This window comes from Streptobacillus felis (genome assembly GCF_001559775.1).
GTDB classification, from domain to species: Bacteria; Fusobacteriota; Fusobacteriia; order Fusobacteriales; family Leptotrichiaceae; genus Streptobacillus; species Streptobacillus felis.
In genome coordinates, this window is sequence record NZ_LOHX01000304.1 from 1 (window position 1) to 22,784 (window position 22,784).

The window sequence follows — 22,784 nt, forward strand, 5'->3', positions numbered from 1 at the left end:
AACTTAATTATACAGAAAAGAAAGAGGTGATTCAAGGATTTTTTTAAAATCCCGAATCACCTTTTTTTATTATTTAGTTCGTTTTAAAAATATACTTATTTGACATAATGATATAGTTATAGTAGATGTAATAATAGCAATAATAAAAATAGTTTTATTAGATTCTATATTTAATAATCCATTTGGTAAATAAGTGTATATTGATTTATGTATACTATCACCAAAATATATACCTGCAGAAAAGAATGCTTGGAATATTCCCATACTAATATTTCTATATTCTTTGTCAAAATATTGTAATGTAATTGATATTATAGAAGTATATATTAGTCCGTATCCAAATCCATTAAATATATATGATAAAAATACTATTTTTGGATTATTATTTAATATTACTAAGATATAAAACATTATAGTTGAAATAATACCAATTTGTAAAATTCTTTCTATATTATATTTTTTTATTAAATATGTTCCAACTAGTATACTTGCAATTAGTTGAGGAGCTGCAAACATTACATCGTTATATGCAAGTAATAATGGCTGCATACCTATACCTTTATTGTAAACTATCATATTTGGTCCACTAGTTGCAAATTTTACAAAAGATTGCATAAATGCAATTACACAAATATATATAAAAGCTTTATTATTTAATACATTTTTTACCTTAGTTATAGAAAAAGGTATTTTTTTATGTTCTATATCTGTAATAAATGAAGTTAATATTAAAGTAATAAATGCAATAATAGTTGATAATAACCATAATAATGAATAATTTTTTATATCACCAGATGTTCCTATATATTGTATAGGAGCAGCTATAAATTCAGCAAGTAAAGGGGCTGTTGCAAGTATAGATGTAGATACTGCAGCCTGTTCCTTAGAAAATGTTTCTGAAAATATTACATTAAATATTGCTAGCATTGAAGCACAGGCACCCATAGACATAGATGAAATATATAAAGTTGTATATCCTGGTTTAAAGTAAACTAGGATTGAAGCTATCATCATAAATATCATACCAAGTTGAATAAAAATTCTCTTTCTATCTAATAAATCACTTATGAAAAATAGTGGAAGTCTTAGTATAAAACTTATTAATCCATATGCTGCTGTAATTTGGGTTGCAATAGCTATATCTAATCCTAGTCCTCCTATTTCAACGATATCTATAGCATAAGCCTTTCTATAAGCTCTTATTATACTAACACTAGACCAGAATAATACTAGTATCCAGAATATAATAATTTGTTTTTTTGTTAACTTATATTTCTTCGTTAAAAAATAGACTAAAAATAATATAATAATAATCATAATTACTGAAGAAATAATTTTTGGATTTAACATATAATAAATCTCTCCTTCTTTAATTTTATAGACTATTATACAGCTTTTTACTATTTTATTCAAGTAGGGACTAGAAAAAAAGAGATAAATTTGCTAAACTTATACTAAAGGAATAAAAGGAGTATTGGTATGAAAAAATATATATTATTATTAATTTTAATTCTATCTTCATATACTTATTCGAAAGAAGTAAAAGGATTTACAACTTATTTAACAAGTAATGAAATAAAAAAAATAGAAAAACAAGAAAATATAAATGAATATTTAGAAAAAGAATATTCAGGTAAGTATTATGCTGAAATTTTGGAAGATGCGATAAATATTTACCCTAGAGTACAGTATATTAAAATTAATTCTAAAAAATATAATATGAATAGTATTTTAAAAGCATTACCAGATATATATATAGGTAAAATACTTAGAGATGTAGACTTTTTATTTGATCCAAAAACTATAGAATTATTAAATGAACAAGAAATACTTAACCTTTACTATAGAGTTGTAATAGATAAAGATGGTACTGTGGGTGTAGTAATTGATGAAGTTAATGAAAATAGTGATGAAATATACACTGATGTTAGTATTAATAACATGGAAAGTGTAGCTACTTTTAATTATACTAAAGGTAATTTTAGAGATAATGATGTTCTAAATTTTGATACTAAAATATATTTTAAAGATATTAAAGCAGATATAAAAGCAAATTATTCAATATATAATTTTAAGAGAAATGAAAAATATATTTTTAGTGGAGGTCTAGATAAAGAAGACGGCCTATTTTTAAAAGCTGAAGCACAAAAATATGCATTAAGTAATAAAATTAGTTCTTATGAATATTTTATTAAACCTAATGTTAGTTTTAAATATTCATATTTGGATACACATAAAATAAATTTAGTTATGGGTATGGACTATAAAATGAAAGTTATTTCAGGATTGAAACTTAATCTTAATACAAATATTAATTATGAAAATAGATTTTTAACTAACGACTATAATATATTTTTTGAAAGTAGACTAAATTCTTCTGTCGATCTTTCAAATAATGCAAAACTAAATAATGAACTTTATTTAAAATTTGCAACTATACCTTTAAAAGAAAAATATAAAATAAAAGTATATGATGCAAAAATAATAGAAGATAATGAAATAGGTGGAGATTTAGCATTTATGTTTAAGACTAATGTAGATAGTTTTAAAATACTTGATTCACAACTATATTTCTTTAATGATTTAATAGTTTATCAAAATTATACAAAGAATGTTAAGTTTACAGATGGTTTGGGAGTAGGTATAAAAAGTAAATTCTTACCTGTAGATTTAAATGGATATTTAGGATTGGGATTTAATTCAAATAAAAAAGTAGGATTATTAGCAGGTTTAAATGCTGGTATTAAATTTTAATGTGAGGTAAAAAATGGAAAGTAAATTAGCAAAAATTATTGCAGATATAGAAAAAAATAATAAGGTTGACTATAATACATTATTTATTAGAAAAGATTTAACAGATTTAGATGTTTTAGGAACAGTAGTATATTGCTTGAAAAATAATATAGATGATGTTACAGAATCTTATGATTTAAATTATTCAGAAATTGAAAATTCATATTTTAATGATGGTGAAGTAGAGGATTTTCTTAAAAATTACAATGAAAATGAAGATGATTATCAAGATGATGTTTTAAATGAATTTGTAAAAATTGCCATACATGAAAGTATAAAGAATACTAAAATAAACTTTTCGTTTAGTGATATTAAACAAGAAGCATTACTTGCTGTAATTAAATTCAAAAATGAATTTTATGAAAAACTTTCAAAATCATATGATTTAGAGTTTGTAAAAAATATTGTAAGACTATATATTAGAAGATATATAATAAGTTATCAATATACAGAACTATCAAATTATTCTGAACAAGAATACCTTTCATTACTATATATTAAAATTAGTAGCGAATTAAGTGAAGGAGAAAAGTTAGAAGATATATTAAACAGAATAGGTATAAGTAAAGAATACTATGAAAATTTAGTAAATGTGTATGAAAATAAAGAATTTTCTTTAACATATGATGAAATTAAAGAAGAGACAGAAAGAATTAAAAGAAAATATGAAATAGCTTTAAATACTAATAGATTAACGTTTTTAGAAGAAACAATACTTTCTATGTATTTAGGTGTTGATGGAACAAAGTTATCAGTTCAAGAAATTGCTAAAAAAAATAATACAGATAAAAAAAGTATACAAGAAATAATAAATACGAGTATATTTAAATTATCACTAATATATAACTTTGATGTATTAAATGATTTAGAAAGAATATATTCTGATTTGGAGGGTATTAATGATAAACTTATCTAAATTAGTTAAGGAATTTGAAGAAATGTTTCCTAGAGAACTGGCTGAAGAATGGGACAACGTTGGACTTTTAGTTGGAGATATTAGAAAAAAAATTAATAAAGTAATGGTTTGTTTAGATATAACTAAAGAAGTTGTTGATTTTGCAGTTAAAGAAAATGTAGATTTAATTATTTCTCATCATCCATTCATATTTAAAGGACAAAAGAAAATATTACAAGATACTATTATAGGATCTAAGATTATAGATATAATTAAAAATGATATAGCAGTATATTCAGCACATACTAATGTTGATGCTGCTAAAGGTGGCTTAAATGAATATATTTTACACAAAATGAAATTAGAGGGTGAAATATTAGATGGAGATTTAATAGCTCTTAGAAGATTTAATTTAAAAGAAAAGACTACTATAGAAGAAATAATTACTAAAATAAAAGTAAGTTTAAATATAGAAAATGTAAGATTAAGTAGAGCTAATGATAATAGATTGGTTAAAAAAATTGCAGTAACAACAGGAGCTGGAGATTCGTTTATTCCATTAATTAGAGGGAAAGTTGATTTGTTTATAACTGGAGATTTAAAACACCATATTTCACTTGATATGGGTGAAGAAAATCTACATTTATTAGATATAGATCACTATGGTAGTGAGAAAATGGTAGTAGATTTATTTGAAGAAAAAATTAGACAAATAGATGAAAGTTTAGAAATTTTAAAATTTGATTCAAAAGAAGTATTTGAATATTTATAAGGTAAGTTTATACTTGCCTTTTTTACTTTTTTATTATAAAATAAATATATTGGTATCCCAGTTAATCGCAAGATTTATCTTGAGGAAAGTCCAAACTTCATAGAGCAATGGTGGCAGTTAACGACTGCTGGGAGTAATCCTAAGGAAAGTGCAACAGAAAGTAAACCGCCTATAAGGTAAGGGTGAAAGGGTGAGGTAAGAACTCACCAGAGATATAGGAGACTATATTTGCTTGTAAACCCCACCAGAAGCAAGAATGAAATAAAAGATTATGGGGCTGCTCGTCCTTCTTTTGGTTATTCGCTCGAGTTTGTATGTAAATACAAGCCTAGAAAAATGATTAACAAATACAGAATTTGGCTTATAGGGGTGCCAATTTTTACCAATATAAAATAAAAAAAATATATGTACCACAAACTTTTACTTTTGTTAAAAGTTTATAGGTACTTTTTTAATATAAGGAAATAATATAACTATCTTAATTAATTGACAAAAAGTTTAAGAAAGGTTATACTAGTATAGTAAATACTAGATAAATTGTTGTTTTAAAACATATGTATTTAATAAAAAAATAGGAGTATTATGAAGAATATAACAGGAATATATTTACACATACCTTTTTGTAATAAAAGATGTCACTATTGTGATTTTCATGTATTTGTAAATATGAATGATAAAATAGAAAAATATGTTGATTATTTAATTAAGGAAATAAATCTTTATCCTAAATTTAAATATGATACTATATATTTTGGTGGAGGAACTCCTTCACTTTTAAATGAGTTTCAAATTAAAAGAATATTAGATAGTTTAGATAAAACTGGTGATGTAGAAATTACACTAGAATTAAATCCTAGTGATATGGATATAAAAAGATTAAGAAAAATTAGAGAAGCTGGAATCAACAGATTAAGTATAGGAGTACAAAGTTTTAATGATGAAATGCTTAAGTTTATGAATAGAGATCATAGTTCAGATAAAGCAATAGAGACATATAATAATGCAAGAAGTGTTGGATTTGATAATATTTCTTTAGACTTAATATTTTCTGTCCCAGGTCAGGATATGCCTATGCTTGAAAATGATTTAGTAAAATTTTTAGAACTTTCTCCAGAACATCTTTCTATTTATTCTTTAATATGGGAAGAAGGTACTAATTTTACAAGGAGGTTAGAGAAAGGTGAATTAAGAGCTGTAGATGAAGATTTAGAAGCAGATATGTTTTTAAAAATTCAGGAAAAATTAAATGAAAATAATTATGAACATTATGAGATTTCTTCTTTTTGTAAAAAAGGAAGAGAAAGTAAACATAATATTAAATATTGGGATAATACAGAATATGTAGGAGTTGGAGTTAATGCCACTAGCTTCTATGACGGTAAAAGATTTGCAAAAGTAAAATCTTTATCTAAGTATTATAAGCTAATAGATCAAAATATTATACCTATAGAAGAAAAAACTATAGAAATAGTAGATGAAGTTGAACTTGAAAACTTAAAGTACATACTTGGTTTAAGAATGCTAATAAAGGGTGTAGAGTACACATATAATGAAAAAATTGAAAAATTAATAAAAAGAGGGTTAATAGAAAAATTTGAAAATAGAATTAGACTTACTACAGAGGGTATGCTTTTATCTAATGAAGTATTTGTTGAATTTGTATAAGGAGTAAATGTGGAAAATAAAAAAAGATATTATTTAGGTATATTATTTGTATTACTATCAGCGATAGGTTTTTCAAGCTTACAAATGATAGTTAAAATGTTACCAAATGTTTCAGTAGCTAGTAAATTATTTTATAGAAATGTAATAATTACTATAATAACATATATTTTAATGAAGTTAAGAGGTGTTAGTTGTAAGATTGAAAAAAGTGAATGGCCATTACTTACAGCAAGGGTTATTTTTGGTATACTAGGTGTAATAATCAGTTTTTATACACTTACATATATATTACTTGCAGATTCAACAACTATACAGAAATTATCTTCTTTTATAGTCCTAATATTCTCATATTTTTTCTTTAATGAAAAATTTACTAAAATACAATTCATGGCCCTAGTATTTTCATTTATAGGAGTAATACTAATAGTTAAACCTGGTAGTTCAAGTTTTTCCTTTGGATATATACTTGCTATACTAGGTGCATTTTGTTCTGCATCTGCTTATACTTGTATAAGAGCAATAGGATTAAGAAAAAAAGTAGATCCTTTACTTACAGTTTTCTACTTTTCTTTAGCTAGTACAATATTTTCATTTCCATTTGTTATAGTTAATGGAATTAATTTTGATTTAAGAACTATGTTACTTTTAATAGGTATAGGAATTTTTGGATCTATAGGTCAATTTGGAATCACTTTTGCATATAATTTTGCGCCAGCTAAAGAAATTTCAGTTTTTGAATATTCTCAAGTAATAATTTCATCTATTTTAGGATTTGTATTTTTATCTGAAGTTCCAGATAAATTTAGTATAATGGGATATATAATTATAATACTTGTTGGTATATTCATGTATAAATATAATTTAAATAGGGAGATAAAAAATGATAAATAAAATGTTATGGGATAGAAGGTGGAGATTGTTACTTATATTTATTTTAAATATAGTAGTATTTCTATTTATAATCTTACCTTTGGATTATTTAGGCTCTATTGTCGATGGTGTTAATAATAAGACTATGGGTGTAGATGAAATAAAATATAAGGTAATACTTATGTTAGTAATGGGTATAGCCTACTATATCATACAAGGAGTGTATGAATATTTTACTTTTATAAGTTATGATGAGAGTTTGTTGGAAATTCAAAAGCAAATATTAGATAAGGTTTTAAAACAAAATCCAGAAATTTTACAAAAAATAAGTGTTGGAGAAATAATGAGTAGACTTACTGGAGATGTAGAAGAATATATTTCACCTTTTTTATCTTGGGGAATATACTGTTTTACTAAGGGTATTTTAGGTGTAATAATGATATTTATTTTTATATTGTTTAAGATAGATTTAGTCTTTGTTATACTAATTAATATACCTTATCTAATTGCAACATATATTATTGTAGCTCAAAAAGAAAAATATGATAAGTTATATAAAGAAATGACTAATAACTTTGATGATGTGTCAGATAAAACTTTAGAAAGCATTAAGGGTGTAAGAATAGTTAGATCATATAATATGTTTTCAAAATTAAGAGAAGAGTTTAAAGAAAAAATATTAAAATATGCAAGTTCAAATTTACAGTACAATTTAAGAGGTATTTACTCTCACGGATTAAATATACTTGCAGTTGGATTTTCATATTTTGTTTTAATTATATATGGTTATTATCAATATAGTCGTGGTAACATTACTTTTGGAACTATAATTTCAGTATCACTTGTAATGTTTTTAATGCCATGGCCATATACAGTTTTTGCAAGCTTTTTCTTGTCTAAGTTTGATTTAAATTTAGGTGTAAATAGGGTTAATGATATTCTTAATCTAGAAGATAGTAAATTAATAAATGAAAAAGGTAAGGATTTAAAATTTTCAGAAAAAATAGAATTTAAGAATTTTGCTTTTTCATATGAAGGTAATAAAAATGTACTTAATAACATTAACCTAGTTATAAATAAAGGGGAAACTTTAGGTATAGTTGGAAAAACTGGTAGTGGAAAAACAACTTTTATAAAACAACTTTTAAGATTTTATGAAAGTACTAAAGGCATATATATAGATGGATTACCTATAGAAGAATATAAATTAAAATCACTAAGATCAAATATAGGATATTCACCTCAAGAATATTTCATTTTTTCTAAAACTATAAAAGAAAATGTTCTATTTAATAGAGAACTAGAAGATAAATTGGATTATGCATTAGAAGTTGCAGATTTAAATAAAGATATAGTAGGATTTAAAGATGGAATAGATACTCTAGTTGGAGAAAATGGAGTTTCATTATCTGGAGGACAAAAACAAAGATTATCTATTGCAAGAGCTATAATTAATAATCCAGAAATATTAATATTTGATGATTCTTTATCAGCTCTAGATATTAAGACAGAGAAAAATATAATAAAAAGATTAAATGAAAATAGAAAAGGTAAAACTAATATCATAGTTTCTCATAGAATAAGTAGTGTAATAAATGCTGATAATATAATAATACTTTCTGATGGTATTATTGAGGATATGGGAAAACATGAAGAACTATTACTTACTTCTAAATGGTATAGAGAACTTTATGAATACCAAAATAAGAAGGAGGTAGAAGATGAAGAATAAAAATTATTTATTTGATTTTTTTAAATTTACTATAAAAGCAAAAAAAGAATATGTTCTAGGAATAATTGCTCTTCTATTAGGTATGATATTTGAAGTTTCAGCAATAAAGTTAATTGCTAAGGCTTTTGATGAAAATAATAATAAATTAGAATTAAATAAAGCTTTTAATTTCGCTATAGGTATAGCAATAGTTTATATAATTTTTAAAATATTAGAAGCTATTTTACTTGTTTACAGAAAGAAAATGTTACAAATTGCAGCGAATATAGTCTATACTAATGTTCAAATTTTAGTATATGATCATGTTCAAAATCTACCTATTAAATATTTTGATGATATGCCTGCAGGATCTGTTTTATCAAAAATAACATCTGATGTTAGATCTATTAAACATTTCTTTGCAGAAACACTTTTATCTACAGTAGTTGTATTGGCACAACTAGTAATAATTTATACTGTAATGCTATATATCAATTGGAAGTTATCATTAATTTTATTAATATACCTTCCTATTATAGTTATTATACAAAAATATAATAAAAATCTTACATATGATTATGTAACTAATATGAGAAAAGATAATTCAAAATGTAATGGTATTGCAAATGAAATGATACAAAATTTAGAAATAGTTGCAGCATTTAATAACGAAAATGCTTTATTAGAGGATTGGGAAAAACCAGCAAAAAGTAGATATAGAAATGGTAAGTTTGTTACTTTATTAGAAGTATTCATAATGCATAATGCTTTTGATTTTTTAACAAGACTTATGCAACTTACAATAATATTTTACTTCATATATTCAACAACATATAATCTAAATTTAATTACTGCTGGAGATACTTTGGTATTTATTTTCTATATCTCTAATATAGTAAATGGACTTACAAATTTAACTGCTAATTTATCTCTTTATTCTAAGGCAAGAGGATCTGCTAAAAACATTTCTGAGTTATTAGAATTAAATGTTGAATCAAAAAAAGGATTGATAATTCCAGATGATATTTATGGGGATATTTCATTTGAAGACGTATGTTTTGCATATGAAGATGAAAAATATGTTTTAAAAGATATAAATATAGATATAAAAGAAAACCAAACAGTTGCATTTGTTGGTCATACTGGTAGTGGGAAATCAACTATAATGAATCTCTTAGTTAAATTCTATGAAAATCAAAAAGGTAAAATAAAAGTTTCTGGTATAGATATCAAAGATATAGATACTTATACTCTAAGGGATAATATTGCTATAGTTTTACAAGATTCCTTCTTGTTTGAAGGTACTATAGCTGAAAATATTTCAAGTGATATGGAAGTTTCTAGAAAATGTTTAGAAATGATAGGTGCAAAATACCTAATAGATGAAAGAGGACTAGATGGTAAAGTTTTACAAGATGGAAGTAATTTCTCTACTGGAGAAAAACAATTAATATCTTTTGCAAGAGCTTTAGCTAAAGAACCTAAAATACTTATACTAGATGAGGCAACTGCAAATGTTGATAGTAAAACTGAACAAATTATACAACATGGTATAGAAGTTCTTAAGAAAAATAGGACAACATTAATAATTGCACATAGATTATCAACTATAAGAAATGCTGATAATATAATAATATTATATAAGGGTGAAATAGTAGAAAGTGGAATACATAATGATTTAATCAAATTAAACGGTCTTTATGCTAAAATGCTTGAATTAAATAACTCAAAATAGGAGGAAATATGGCTACATTCAAAGAATATTTAAGATTTACTGATGAAATGGAATATATGGATAAACAAATTAGACTTTTAGGTGAAGTAAATTTATCTGAGGATCAACAAGAAGAATTAGAAGAAGTTGATAAAGAAATTAATTTATTAGTTTTTGCACATCCTAAGTGTCCTGATTGTTCTATAGTTATAGCTGTTTTAGAGGCAATGAGAAGATTCATTCCTAGTATGAATGTTGACTATAGAAAAAGAAGTGAGGATAAGGAATTACTACTTCAATATTCGCCAGAAGGTAAAATACCTACTCTATTTATAGTTGATGGTATAAAGGTTACTAGAATTTTTTCTGAATATCCAGAAAATTTAAAAGAATTAATACAAAATAGTGAAGAAGAAAAAGAAAAATTTCATAAAGGTATGTTTAATGAAGAAATATACAAACAAATTCTTGGTTATTTAAGATAGGAGTAGAAATGAAGAAAATATTAGTATTAGATACTAGTGCGATTATGTATAGATCACATTTTGCTCTTATGAATTTTAGAAATTCAAATGGAGAACCAGTGGGAGCTATATTAGGATTTATTAGACAATTAGAACTTGCATTAACATATTTTTCACCTGATTATATCATTGCAGCTAAAGATGTTAAAAGAGCAGAACTTAAAAGACGTGAAATATATTCAGAGTATAAGGAAAATAGAAGTGGTATGCCAGATGAATTAGTAGGACAACTTGATGCTATAGATGGTGTTTTAGATGGCTATGGTATACCTATAATAAAAATACCTAGCTATGAAGCTGACGATGTAATTTCTTCAATTGCCAAAAAATATTCAAAAGACTTTGAAGTTGTAGTTCTTACAGGAGATAAGGATTTAGCACAATTAATTAATGAAAATACTTCTATAGCATTACTTGGAAAAAAAGAAGATAATGAGCCATATAAAATGGTTAAAAATGATGAAGATGTAATAGAATATTTAGGGGTAAAATCAAACCAGATAAGGGATTTATTTGGCCTTATAGGTGATAGTAGTGATGGTATACCAGGTGTAGCAGGTATAGGGCCTAAAACAGGTGCTAAACTTATAGCTGAATATGATAATCTAGATAATATTTATGCAAATATAGATAATATTAAGGGTGCTGTACAAAAGAAACTTATAGCTTCTAAAGATATAGCATATATAAGTAGAGATTTAGCAACTGTATTTGATGATTTAGATTTAGATTTAAATATAGAAGATGCTAAAGTTAAAGAAAAAGACTTTGATAAATTATCTGAGATATATTTAAAATATGAGCTTAGAAAAGAATATGAAAAATTAATAGAGAATAAACCTAAAGAAGAACTTTTAATTAATGAAGTTAAATATGATAATCTTTCAGATTTTATTAATAAGTTAAATACATATAACTCAGAAGTTTCTATTTACCTAGGAGAAGAAGGTATAGCTTTCTATAATAATAAAGAGGTACATTATACTTTTAATTTAGATGAAGGTATAGATAATCTATTTGTTAAAAGTGTTAGTGTAAGAGATATAGATAGTGATTTAAAAGTATGTGTTTATTCAGCTAAGGAATGGAAGAGTTTAGGAGTAAACTTCACAAACTATTTTGATGTCTTGCTTGCAAGTTTTACATTGGGAACAGATAGATCACAAAAAATTGAAACTATGGCATTTGATAAATTGGGTATATCTATAGAAGAATTAGATAAAAAGGTAATTAATAAATTAGAACCAAGCAAGCTATATGAGTACAAAAAAAATAGGTTAATTAAAATTACTTACTCTTTATTTAAACTAAAAGATGTATTTGTAGATTTACTTGAAAAAGAAAATCAAGTTAATATGTATAATGAAGAAAAAGACTTTACGGATGTTTTAATATATATGGAAAAACAAGGTATAGCTATAGATTCTAAATATTTTGAAAAATATAGTTTAGAATTAGAAGATAAGATAAAAGATATAGAGGAAAAAATATATGCAGAAAGTGGAGAAAGATTTAATATATCATCTCCTAAACAATTAGGTGAAATCCTTTTTGAAAAAATGGAAATAGAGGCTGTTAAAAAGAATAAAACAGGATATTCAACTGATGCTGAAGTATTAGAATTATTAAGAGATAGGGGAATAAAAATTGCAGAATTAATACTAGAATATAGGGAGTTTGTTAAATTAAAATCTACATATGTGGAACCTCTTTTAAAATTAGAAACTAATGGAAGAATACATACAACATATAATCAGACAGGGACTGCAACAGGAAGACTTTCATCTAGTAATCCTAATTTACAAAATATACCTACTAGAACTGAAGAAGGTTCTAAAATAAGGGAAGGTTTTGTAGCTTCAAAGGGGATGAAGCTTTTATCATTTGATTATTCTCAAATAGAATTAAGAGTATTGGCAGAAATATCAAAAGATGAAAATTTAATAAATGCATATAAAAATAATTTGGATTTACATGAATTAACTGCAAGAAAATTATTCATGTTAAAAGATGATGAAGTTGTAAGTAAAGTACAAAGAAATATAGCAAAAGTAATTAATTTCTCTGTTCTTTATGGAAAGACTTCTTTTGGTTTATCTAAGGAATTAAAAATTACAGTTCAAGATGCAAAATTATACATAGATACATATTTTAAGGAATATCCAAAAGTTAGAATATTACTTGATGATATTATTGAAAAAGCACAAAATGATGGATATGTAGAAACTTTATTTGGTACAAGAAGATATGTATATGATATTAATTCATCTAATGTAAATGTTAAAGAACAAGCTAAAAGAATGGCTGTTAACACAGTGATACAAGGTACAGCAGCTAATATTATTAAAAAAGTAATGAAAGAAATATTTGACAAGTTATGTAATGAAGATTTTAAAATGTTACTACAAGTACATGATGAATTAATTTTTGAAGTAAGGGAAGATTTAGACTATGCTGAAAAAATTAGAAATATTATGGAAAATACTATTAAATTTGAAAATGTAATATTAAAAGTTAATGGTAGTGAAGGTAATAATTGGGCTATTTTAAAATAAAGAGTAGGAGAATTTATGAATAAAAAAAATTTGGTAATAATAATAAGTGTTCTTATGTTAGTTCCGTTGTTTTTAAATTTATTTAATGATATATATCCAAGAATAGATATTATAATATACTCTGTATTAGTAGTATTACTTGGAATACTTAATATATCAAAACTTAATGTTTTAGAAAATAGTAATGTAGTTAGATTAAATAACATAGACTATATTAGATATTTTGTTATAGTTTTATCCATTTTTTTAACCTTTTATTATTTGTTAGTATTTAAAACTTTAAATTTAAATGGATATATATTATATATGTTATCTTTTGTAATAGATGGAGAAAACTATAGCTATAATAAAGACTTCTTTTATTACAAAAAATTAAAAATACTATTTAATGATATTAGTAGTGTTGGTGAAATTCAAAAAGGTATTATGGCTGAAAATTTTGTAGTTACTCTAAAAAATGGAAGAAAAGTAAAAATAGGATCATTTAATAGAGAAGATTTAGAAAAAATGAGAGAGATACTTAGAAAGAAAAGGTAAGAAAATGAAGAAAAAATTAGTAATTTTTGATTTAGATGGTACATTATTAAATTCTATATATGCTATAGCCAATGCAACAAATAAGGCACTTGAATATTTTGGACTTAAAACATATGATGCAATGGAATATAATAATTTTGTGGGTAATGGACTTAGAAAATTAGTAGAGATAATTATAGAAAAAGAAGGTCATGATAAAAGTGTAGATGAAATTATGGAAGTACTACTTGATATATACAATAAAGAATATGACTATAATCTTAAACCTTATGAAGGTATAGAAAAGTTACTATATCATCTAACTATAAATGATATTAAATTTGCTGTAATTACAAATAAGGATCATGACTTAGCAGTTAAATCTTGTATGATAGATGAACTAAAACCTTATTCTTTCTGTAAAATCATAGGTGTAGATCCAGAAAAATTAGATGAAAGAAAACCATCTAATGTAAATGTATTAAGGTTAAGAGATGAATTTAAATTAAAAAATGAAGACATACTTTTTGTAGGTGATATGTTAGTTGATAGAGATACTGCAAAAAATTCTAATGTAGATTTTGTTTACTGTAATTGGGGATTTGGTAAGGTTAAAGGTGAGGTTGGAATAGATGAAAATACTAAGGTAGATACAGTAGATGAAATTATAGAGAAGTACCTATGATAAGAAAGTTTTATGAATATTTTATTCAAAAAATAGATGAAGTTGAAATGAAAAATATTATATCAATTTTAAATGAAGTAGAGAGAAAAATATTTTTATCTCAATCTAAATATGATAAATTACATAGTTTAAATGTATATAAGGGAGTTTTAAAACTTGGCTTACCTAAAATATATTTGAAGCTTGCTTTGCTTCATGATAATGGTAAAGATGGTGCTACATTTTTGACTAGAGTATTACATAAATTAGGTTTTAAAACAAAGTTGAGAGAGCATATGGAAATAGGAAGTGAAAGATTATCTGTATTAGATGATGAACTTTCTAAATTGATTTTAATACACCATGATAAAGATGTAGATGAAAATATGAAAAAATTTCAAGGAGTAGATGATGCTAATTGAGGTAAAGGAAGATAATTTAGAGAGAATAGATGTATATTTATCTAGAATTCTTGATGAAACAAGAAGTAGGATACAGGAATTAATTAAAAGTGAAAATATTCTAGTTAATGATAAAAAGACTAAAGCTTCATATAAGGTTAGTGCTGGAGATAATATTTTGGTAGAAATACCTGAAGTTAAAGAAGTAGATATTAAAGCACAAAATATAGATATAGATATAGTTTATGAAGATGAATACTTAGCTATAATTAATAAATATGCTGGTATGGTAGTACATCCATCTAAGGGACATGAAGAAAATACTTTGGTTAATGCAATTATGTTTAAAATAAAAGATTTATCAGGAATAAATGGAGATTTAAGACCTGGTATAGTTCATAGACTAGATAAAAATACTTCAGGTTTAATAATAATTGCAAAAGATGATAAGACTCATAATAGATTAACAGAGATGTTTAAAAATAAAGAAATAAAAAAAATATATTATGCCATAGTAAAGGGTAATATAAAGAAAAAAAGTGGTAGAATAGAAACTATGATAGGTAGAAATCCTAATGATAGGAAAAAAATGGCTGTAGTTGAAAGTGGTAAATTAGCTATTACTAACTATGAAGTAGTGGATAGTAATGAAAAATATTCTTTAGTTAAAGTTAATTTAGAGACTGGTAGAACACATCAAATAAGGGTTCATTTATCACATTTTTTCTTTCCTATTTTAGGTGATGATGTATATGGGAGAAAAGATGAATATGAAAGACAAATGCTACATGCATATTCACTAGAATTTATACATCCTATAACTAATAAAGAAATTAAGGTTATAGGACAAATACATAAAGATTTTATAAATGCCTTAAATAGATGTGGTTTAGAATTTGAAAAGTGAGGTTTTAATGGGAAGAAAATTAACGAAAAATGAAGAAAAAAGAAAAGAAATATTTGATAAAAAATGTCAAGAAATGATAGATATGGGTTATGAAAAGAAGGAACTTATGTTAGATATTAATGAGGTAAATTCTAGGGCTATAAAATTAATGATACCAACAGTATTGTTAATTTTGATTCCTTTTTATCTACTTAATAAAAATAATTCCGATCTATTTGTATTAAATACAAAAATAATATATATGATTTTAATATATTTTCTATTAATAGTAATACATGAATTAATACATGGAATATTTTTTGCAATGTTTTCTAAAAATGGATTTAAAGACATAGCTTTTGGAGCAGTTTGGAAACATTTAACAGTATATTGTTCATGTATTTCACCTGTATTTTTAAAAGAATATGTAATATCGGCTTTAATGCCTTTAGTAATATTAGGAATAATTCCTGCTATACATAGTTTTATTACAGGGAGTTTTTTAACTCTTTTTGTTGGGGTTACTATGGTAGTAGGTGCTTTTGGTGATATTTTAATAGTTGAAAATATTTTGAAAAATATAGATAAAGAAAAAGAAATATTAATATTAGACCATCCTACTGAAATAGGTAGTGTGGCTTTTGAAAGGAAGAAATAATGAAAAAAATTTTATTATTCCTATTTCTAGCTATAATAGGAAGCGTAATATACTTAAGAGGATCTGAAAAAGTTCCTGTTTTTAATGGTGAAAAAATTTATGCTTTTGATTTAGATATGGGGAAAGTAAAAAAAGTAGATGAGTATATAGATATAATAAATCTTGGTGAAATTGCTACTGAAAATAGGACTGAGGACATAGATCAACTTACAGATGGCAAATTTTTACCAAAAGCAATATTAATTTTAAATGAAGATAACAGTATTAAGGAAATAGAAAAATTTAATGAACCTAGTGAAGAAGAAATTAAAAGATTAGTTGAAATGAAAGAAATATTCTTTAAAATTTTTCCTAAAGATTGGGCAAAAAATGTTGTTGAATTTAGAGGTTTTGTTAATAATCCTGGTATGGGAGGGTATATTACAACTCTTGAAGGAAATAATGATTTGCAATATTTTGCAATAAATGTAGATGAAGGTTTGTTTAGAACAATTAAGGGTAAAATATATTTTTTAACACATGAATTTGCTCATAGTTTTTCACTTAATAGTAATCAATTTGATTACTCTTGTAAATTAGAAAAAGTTAATTGTTTTTATGATGATTCATATTTAAAAGAATACTATAATCTTTTTTGGAAAGATGGATTTCCTGAAAATTGGCAAGATAATGAAATGAAGAAGCCTAAAGTTTTTGAAAAATTCTATAATGCAAATAGAGATATATTTGTTTCATCTTATGCTGCAAATAACATGTATGAAGATTTTGCAGAAACATTTGTGTTTTTTGTTTTAAATAAGTTCCCTGAGGGAAATGATGTTAAGTCTTATAAAATTAAATACTTTTATTCTAAACCTGAACTTTTAGAACTTAAGAAGACTATACTTGAAAATATGATTTGATAATATTTGTTACAGTAATTGATACTTTTGAAAATGTAAAAATTTCAATATATTAATTACTGTTTTTTTTATGTGATATATAGCTTAAATATATGATTTTATCTAGAATTTTTGCAAAAAATATGATAAAATAATATGATAGGAAAAAACTGGAGGCAAAAATGGAAAGTAAAATATTTGAGTATGTTTCTAAAGAACTAAATATAGGTTTAAAACAAATAGAAGAAACTATGAAACTTTATGATGATGGTGCAACTATACCATTCATATCTAGATATAGGAAAGAAGTTACAGGAAATCTAGATGAAGAACAAATTAGGGATGTAGTTGAAAAAATTACTTATTACAGAAACTTAGAAAAGAGAAAAGAAGAAGTTATTAGATTAATAGAGGAACAAGGTGCCCTAACACCAGAATTAGAAAAATCTATTAATGATGCTATGGTTTTACAAAGAGTAGAAGACTTATATATGCCATATAAGAAAAAGAAAAAAACTAAGGCTGATATTGCAATAGAAAATGGTTTAGAACCACTATCAATTTTTGCGAAGGATGAAAAAGTTACTATGGATGCTTTAAGAGAAGAAGCAACTAAATATATTAATGAAAATGTTAGTGATGTAGATGCTGCTTTAGAAGGAGTTCATTTAATTTATGCGCAAAAATTATCTGAAGAAGTTGCAAATAGAGAATATTTTAGAAAATTACTTGCTGAAAAATCATTAGTAGTATCTAAATTAATAGAAAAAAATAAAGATTTAGACGAAAAACAAGTATATAAAGATTACTATAATTTCTCTGAGGCTTATTCTAAAATAGTAACACATAGAATACTTGCTGTAAATCGTGGAGAAAATGAAAAAATATTAAAGGTTAATTTAGAAATTGACGAAGTTACTAGAGAAGAATTAGTAAATCATATATATAAAATGAATTTTAATAATGTAAATTTAAAAGCTTTCTTTATTACTGTAATTAATGATGCTATAGATAGATTAATGTATCCATCTATAGAAAATGAATTAAGAAATATATTAACAGAAAAGGCTGAATTAGAAGCTATAGAAAACTTTGCTACTAACTTAGAAGGATTACTTTTACAACCACCTTTAAACAAAAAAACTATATTAGGTTTAGACCCTGGATATAGAACGGGAGCAAAACTTGCAATTATAGATAAAGATGGATTCTTTCAAGAAAGCGATGTAGTATATCTAGTAAAAGATATGCATACAGATAAACAACTTGAAACTGCAAAGAGTAAAATACTTAAATACTTAAGCAAATATGATGTTGATATAGTAGCCATAGGTAATGGTACTGCAAGCCGTGAAACAGAAAGTTTTGTTGCAGCCTTGTTAAAGGAATATAAGGAAAAGAAAGTATCATATATTATAGTTAATGAAGCAGGAGCATCTGTTTATTCTGCATCTAAAGTAGCAGCAGAAGAATTCCCAGAACTAGATGTTACTGTTAGAGGAACTATCTCTATATCTAGAAGATTACAAGATCCTTTAGCAGAACTTGTTAAGATAGATCCTAAATCTATAGGTGTTGGTATGTATCAACATGATGTAAATCAAAAGAAACTTAATGAAGAACTAGAACAGACTATAGAAAAAATAGTTAATAGAGTTGGAGTAAATATTAACACAGCTAGTGCAGAATTATTAGGTTTTGTTTCAGGTATTAAGAAGAATATTGCTAAAAATATAGTTGAATATAGAAAAGAAAATGGAGACTTTAAAAATAGAAAAGAAATTTTAAAAGTTAAAGGTTTAGGTGCTAAGGCATTTGAACAACTTGCAGGATTTGTAGTAATACCTAATGGAGAAAATCCTTTAGATAATACAATAATTCACCCAGAGTCTTATCATATAGCAGAAGAAATTTTATCAAGCTCTGAAACTAAAGTAGAAGATTTAAAAACAGATTTAGAAGCTGTAAGAGAAAAACTTAAATCTATTAATTTACAAAATATTATTGAAAAAACAGGATTAGATAAAACTACAAAAGATGTCTATGAAGCATTGATTAAAGATAGACGTGATCCTAGAGATGATTTTGATAAACCTTTATTAAGAGAAGATGTATTATCTATAGAAGATTTAAAAGCTGGAATGGAACTTGAAGGGACAGTTAGAAATGTAACTAAGTTTGGAGCTTTCGTTGATATAGGATTAAAAAATGATGCTATGATACATATTTCAGAATTATCAGATTCATTTGTTGATGATCCTACTAAGGTTTTATCAATAGGACAAATTATTAAAGTTAGAGTATTAGATGTTGATATGCAAAGAGGCAGAGTTGGTTTAACTAGAAGAGATCCAAACTATGTTAAACCTAATAAAAATAGTAAGGAAAATAAGAAAAAACAACAAAAAGTTAATAAAGAAGAGATTCAAAGAAGAAAACTTGAGCAACAATTAATAAATAAAGGATGGAAAATAAAAAAATAGGAGGAAAATATGTCAGAAGAAAATAAAGTAGATTATGCAAGTACGCTTAATTTACCTAAAACAAGCTTTAAAATGAAAGCAAATCTTGCACAAAAAGAACCTTTAACTATAAGGGATTGGGGAAAGAATAAAATATATGAAAAATCTTTACATGATGAAAAACCAACTTTTTTCTTACATGATGGACCACCATATGCCAATGGAGATTTACATATAGGACATGCTATAAATAAAGTGCTTAAAGATATAATATTAAAATATAAAAGATTACAAGGATTTAATGCACCATATATACCTGGATGGGATACACATGGACTTCCTATAGAATGGAAAATGATACAAGATTTAGGAGAAAAAGCAAAAGAAATGTCTCCTATAGAATTAAGAAATGCTTGTAAAAAATATGCGTTAAAATCTGTAGAAAATCAAAAGAAAGACTTTGTTAGAATGGGTATTTTAGGTGATTGGGAAAATCCATATATAACTTTAAACAAAGATTTTGAAGCAGAGCAATTGAGAGTATTTAGAGATATATATGAAAATGGATATGTATACAAAGGTTTAAAACCTGTGTACTGGTCACCAACTACAGAAACTGCTTTAGCAGAAGCTGAAATAGAATATAAGGATGTTGAATCAGATTCAATATACGTTAAGATGAACTTAACTGATGAATCTAATGAAAAATTAGGTGTTGAAAATGCAGCTATGGTAATATGGACAACTACACCTTGGACTATACCTGCAAACCTTGCAATATCTTTAAATGAAGAATTTGTTTACGGAGTATATAAAACAGAAAAAGGAAACTTAATACTTTCTAAATCATTAGCTGAAAAAGCTTTCTCTGAAATGAACTTAAGTTTTGAGTTAATAAAAGAAATATCTGGGAAAGATTTTGAAAGATTAACTTATACTCACCCGTTATACAACAGAGAGTTTATGTTAATATTAGGAGATCACGTAACTGAAGATGCAGGGACTGGATGTGTACATACTGCACCAGGACACGGGGCTGATGACTATAACGTAGCACAAAAATATGGAATAGGAATCCTGTCTCCTGTAGATAATAAAGGTCATATGACTCATGAAGCTCCAGGATATGAAGGGTTATTCTACAAAAAAGCTAATGGTGCAATAATGAACGATCTTGATGAAAAAGGATATTTACTAGGACATAAAAAATTAGTTCACTCTTATCCTCATGATTGGAGAAGTAAAAAACCTGTAATATTTAGAGCAACTGAACAATGGTTTATAAAAGTTGATGGGGAAGTTAGAGAAAATGCATTAGATAGATTAGAAGAAGTAGAATTTGTACCTAGTTGGGGAAGAAATAGAATAACTTCTATGATGGAAAATAGACCAGATTGGACTATATCTAGACAAAGAGTATGGGGAGTGCCTATACCAATATTCTATAATGCAAAAACTAATGAAGTAATATATCAATCAGAAATAATGTCTAGAGTAATAGACTTAGTAGAAAAAGAAGGTACTGATATTTGGTGGAAATATAGTGCTGAAGAAATAATAGGTGAAGAACTATTAGCTAAACATAACCTAAAAAATATAGAATTAAGAAAAGAAAAATCAATACTTGATGTTTGGTTTGATTCTGGAGTAACACATAGAGCTGTACTAAGACCTAGAGGATATAATATTAGACCTGTAGATCTTTACTTAGAAGGTTCTGACCAACATAGAGGATGGTTCCAATCATCACTACTTACATCTGTTGCTTCTACTTATGATGCTCCTTATAAGAAATTATTAACTCATGGATTTGTTATGGATGGACAAGGTAGAAAAATGTCTAAATCATTAGGTAATACTATAACTCCTAAAGATATAATAGATGTACATGGTGCAGATATTTTAAGATTATGGGTTTCTAGTGTTGATTATAGAGAAGATGTTAGAATATCTGATAATATAATACAACAAATGGCAGATTCATATAGAAAAATCAGAAATACTGCAAGATACTTATTAGGTAATATAAATGATTTTGATAGAAATGATAGAGTAAAATATGATGATATGCTAGAAATAGATAAATGGGCTATGCATAAATTAGAAGAATTAAAAGCTAAAGTAACTAAGCATTATGATAATTATGAATTCTATTCATTATTCCAAGAAATCCTATATTTCTGTTCAGTAGAAATGTCATCATTCTACTTAGATATTATAAAAGATAGACTTTATTGTGAATATAAAACTTCGGTTGAAAGAAGATCTGCTCAAACAGTACTTGTAGATATATTAGATGTATTAGTTAGAGTAATATCTCCAGTATTATCATTTACAGCTGAAGAAATTTGGGAAAGACTTGACTATGAAGGTAAGGAAGAAAGTGTTCATTTAGCTTCATGGGTACAAGCAAAACCAGAACATATAAATGAAGAATTAGCTAAAAAATGGCAAATACTAGGTGAGCTTAGAAAAGAAGTAAACAAAAAAATAGAAAAAGAAAGACAAAATGGTTCTATAGGATTATCATTAGATGCTAGAGTATTAATTAAAGTAACTAATGATAAGTATGAATTTATTAAAGAATACTCAAATTGGGATATTTCAGATATATTCTTAGTTTCACAAGTTGAATTTACAAATTCAGAAGAATTAGAATCAACAGATTTAGAAGGATTTGAAGTTAAGGTTGTAAGAGCTTTAGGTAAAAAATGTGAAAGATGTTGGAAATATTCTGAAGAAGTTGGAACAGATCCAGAATATCCTGATGTAACACTAAGAGATGCTAAAGTATTAAGAATGTTGAAAGGACAATAA

The 22,784-nt window shown here is 25.4% G+C and carries 18 protein-coding genes and 1 other RNA gene; 18 read left to right on the forward strand and 1 reads right to left on the reverse strand.

What is annotated here, in order from left to right:
* Nucleotides 1-69: 69 nt before the first annotated feature.
* Entirely contained in the window at nt 70-1,350 is a 1,281-nt protein-coding gene (locus tag AYC60_RS06670; RefSeq protein WP_067322745.1) for an MFS transporter, read from the reverse strand.
* A gap of 129 nt (nt 1,351-1,479) precedes the next feature.
* On the opposite strand from AYC60_RS06670, the gene AYC60_RS06675 reads away from it, so the two are divergent.
* The 18 genes from AYC60_RS06675 to ileS all read left to right on the forward strand — a co-directional run bounded on the left by AYC60_RS06675 (nt 1,480) and on the right by ileS (nt 22,784).
* Nucleotides 1,480-2,754, forward strand: coding sequence for a hypothetical protein (locus AYC60_RS06675; RefSeq protein WP_067322748.1), 1,275 nt, complete (start codon nt 1,480-1,482; stop codon nt 2,752-2,754).
* Nucleotides 2,755-2,767: 13 nt separating this feature from the next.
* Nucleotides 2,768-3,709 (forward strand): hypothetical protein, encoded by a 942-nt coding sequence (locus AYC60_RS06680; protein WP_067322750.1) that lies wholly within the window; start codon nt 2,768-2,770, stop codon nt 3,707-3,709.
* Complete coding sequence (locus tag AYC60_RS06685) at nt 3,693-4,460, forward strand: Nif3-like dinuclear metal center hexameric protein (RefSeq protein WP_067322752.1); 768 nt, start codon at nt 3,693-3,695, stop codon at nt 4,458-4,460. Before AYC60_RS06680 ends, AYC60_RS06685 begins: the two co-directional genes overlap by 17 nt.
* A 49-nt stretch (nt 4,461-4,509) precedes the next feature.
* An RNA gene (gene rnpB / locus AYC60_RS06690) (RNase P RNA component class A) lies at nt 4,510-4,840 on the forward strand.
* 202 nt (nt 4,841-5,042) lie between these two features.
* Nucleotides 5,043-6,125, forward strand: coding sequence for a radical SAM family heme chaperone HemW (gene hemW, locus AYC60_RS06695; RefSeq protein ID WP_067322754.1), 1,083 nt, complete (start codon nt 5,043-5,045; stop codon nt 6,123-6,125).
* Between the two features lie 9 nt (nt 6,126-6,134).
* Complete coding sequence (locus tag AYC60_RS06700) at nt 6,135-7,016, forward strand: DMT family transporter (RefSeq protein ID WP_067322757.1); 882 nt, start codon at nt 6,135-6,137, stop codon at nt 7,014-7,016.
* Nucleotides 7,006-8,727, forward strand: a complete 1,722-nt coding sequence (locus tag AYC60_RS06705; RefSeq protein WP_067322758.1) for an ABC transporter ATP-binding protein — start codon at nt 7,006-7,008, stop codon at nt 8,725-8,727. The genes AYC60_RS06700 and AYC60_RS06705 overlap by 11 nt, the downstream gene beginning before the upstream one ends.
* Entirely contained in the window at nt 8,717-10,441 is a 1,725-nt protein-coding gene (locus tag AYC60_RS06710) for an ABC transporter ATP-binding protein (protein ID WP_067322761.1), read from the forward strand. Before AYC60_RS06705 ends, AYC60_RS06710 begins: the two co-directional genes overlap by 11 nt.
* 8 nt (nt 10,442-10,449) lie before the next feature.
* Nucleotides 10,450-10,905 carry a thioredoxin family protein gene (locus AYC60_RS06715; RefSeq protein WP_067322764.1) on the forward strand — a complete coding sequence of 152 codons (456 nt, stop codon included), beginning with the start codon at nt 10,450-10,452 and terminating at the stop codon, nt 10,903-10,905.
* Nucleotides 10,906-10,913: 8 nt separating this feature from the next.
* Nucleotides 10,914-13,499, forward strand: a complete 2,586-nt coding sequence (gene polA, locus AYC60_RS06720; RefSeq protein WP_067322766.1) for a DNA polymerase I — start codon at nt 10,914-10,916, stop codon at nt 13,497-13,499.
* A gap of 15 nt (nt 13,500-13,514) precedes the next feature.
* Entirely contained in the window at nt 13,515-14,036 is a 522-nt protein-coding gene (locus AYC60_RS06725) for a hypothetical protein (protein ID WP_067322768.1), read from the forward strand.
* Nucleotides 14,037-14,040: 4 nt separating this feature from the next.
* A complete protein-coding gene (locus tag AYC60_RS06730) occupies nt 14,041-14,700 on the forward strand; it encodes an HAD family hydrolase (protein ID WP_067322770.1) in 660 nt (219 codons plus the stop codon).
* A complete protein-coding gene (locus AYC60_RS06735; RefSeq protein ID WP_067322773.1) occupies nt 14,697-15,101 on the forward strand; it encodes an HD domain-containing protein in 405 nt (134 codons plus the stop codon). Before AYC60_RS06730 ends, AYC60_RS06735 begins: the two co-directional genes overlap by 4 nt.
* Nucleotides 15,091-15,987, forward strand: coding sequence for an RluA family pseudouridine synthase (locus AYC60_RS06740; protein WP_067322776.1), 897 nt, complete (start codon nt 15,091-15,093; stop codon nt 15,985-15,987). The genes AYC60_RS06735 and AYC60_RS06740 overlap by 11 nt, the downstream gene beginning before the upstream one ends.
* 7 nt (nt 15,988-15,994) lie before the next feature.
* Nucleotides 15,995-16,624 carry a DUF3267 domain-containing protein gene (locus tag AYC60_RS06745; RefSeq protein WP_067322778.1) on the forward strand — a complete coding sequence of 210 codons (630 nt, stop codon included), beginning with the start codon at nt 15,995-15,997 and terminating at the stop codon, nt 16,622-16,624.
* Nucleotides 16,624-17,526, forward strand: coding sequence for a hypothetical protein (locus AYC60_RS06750; protein ID WP_067322781.1), 903 nt, complete (start codon nt 16,624-16,626; stop codon nt 17,524-17,526). Before AYC60_RS06745 ends, AYC60_RS06750 begins: the two co-directional genes overlap by 1 nt.
* A 161-nt stretch (nt 17,527-17,687) precedes the next feature.
* Nucleotides 17,688-19,988, forward strand: coding sequence for a Tex family protein (locus tag AYC60_RS06755; protein ID WP_067322783.1), 2,301 nt, complete (start codon nt 17,688-17,690; stop codon nt 19,986-19,988).
* A gap of 9 nt (nt 19,989-19,997) precedes the next feature.
* Nucleotides 19,998-22,784 carry an isoleucine--tRNA ligase gene (gene ileS / locus AYC60_RS06760; RefSeq protein WP_067322785.1) on the forward strand — a complete coding sequence of 929 codons (2,787 nt, stop codon included), beginning with the start codon at nt 19,998-20,000 and terminating at the stop codon, nt 22,782-22,784.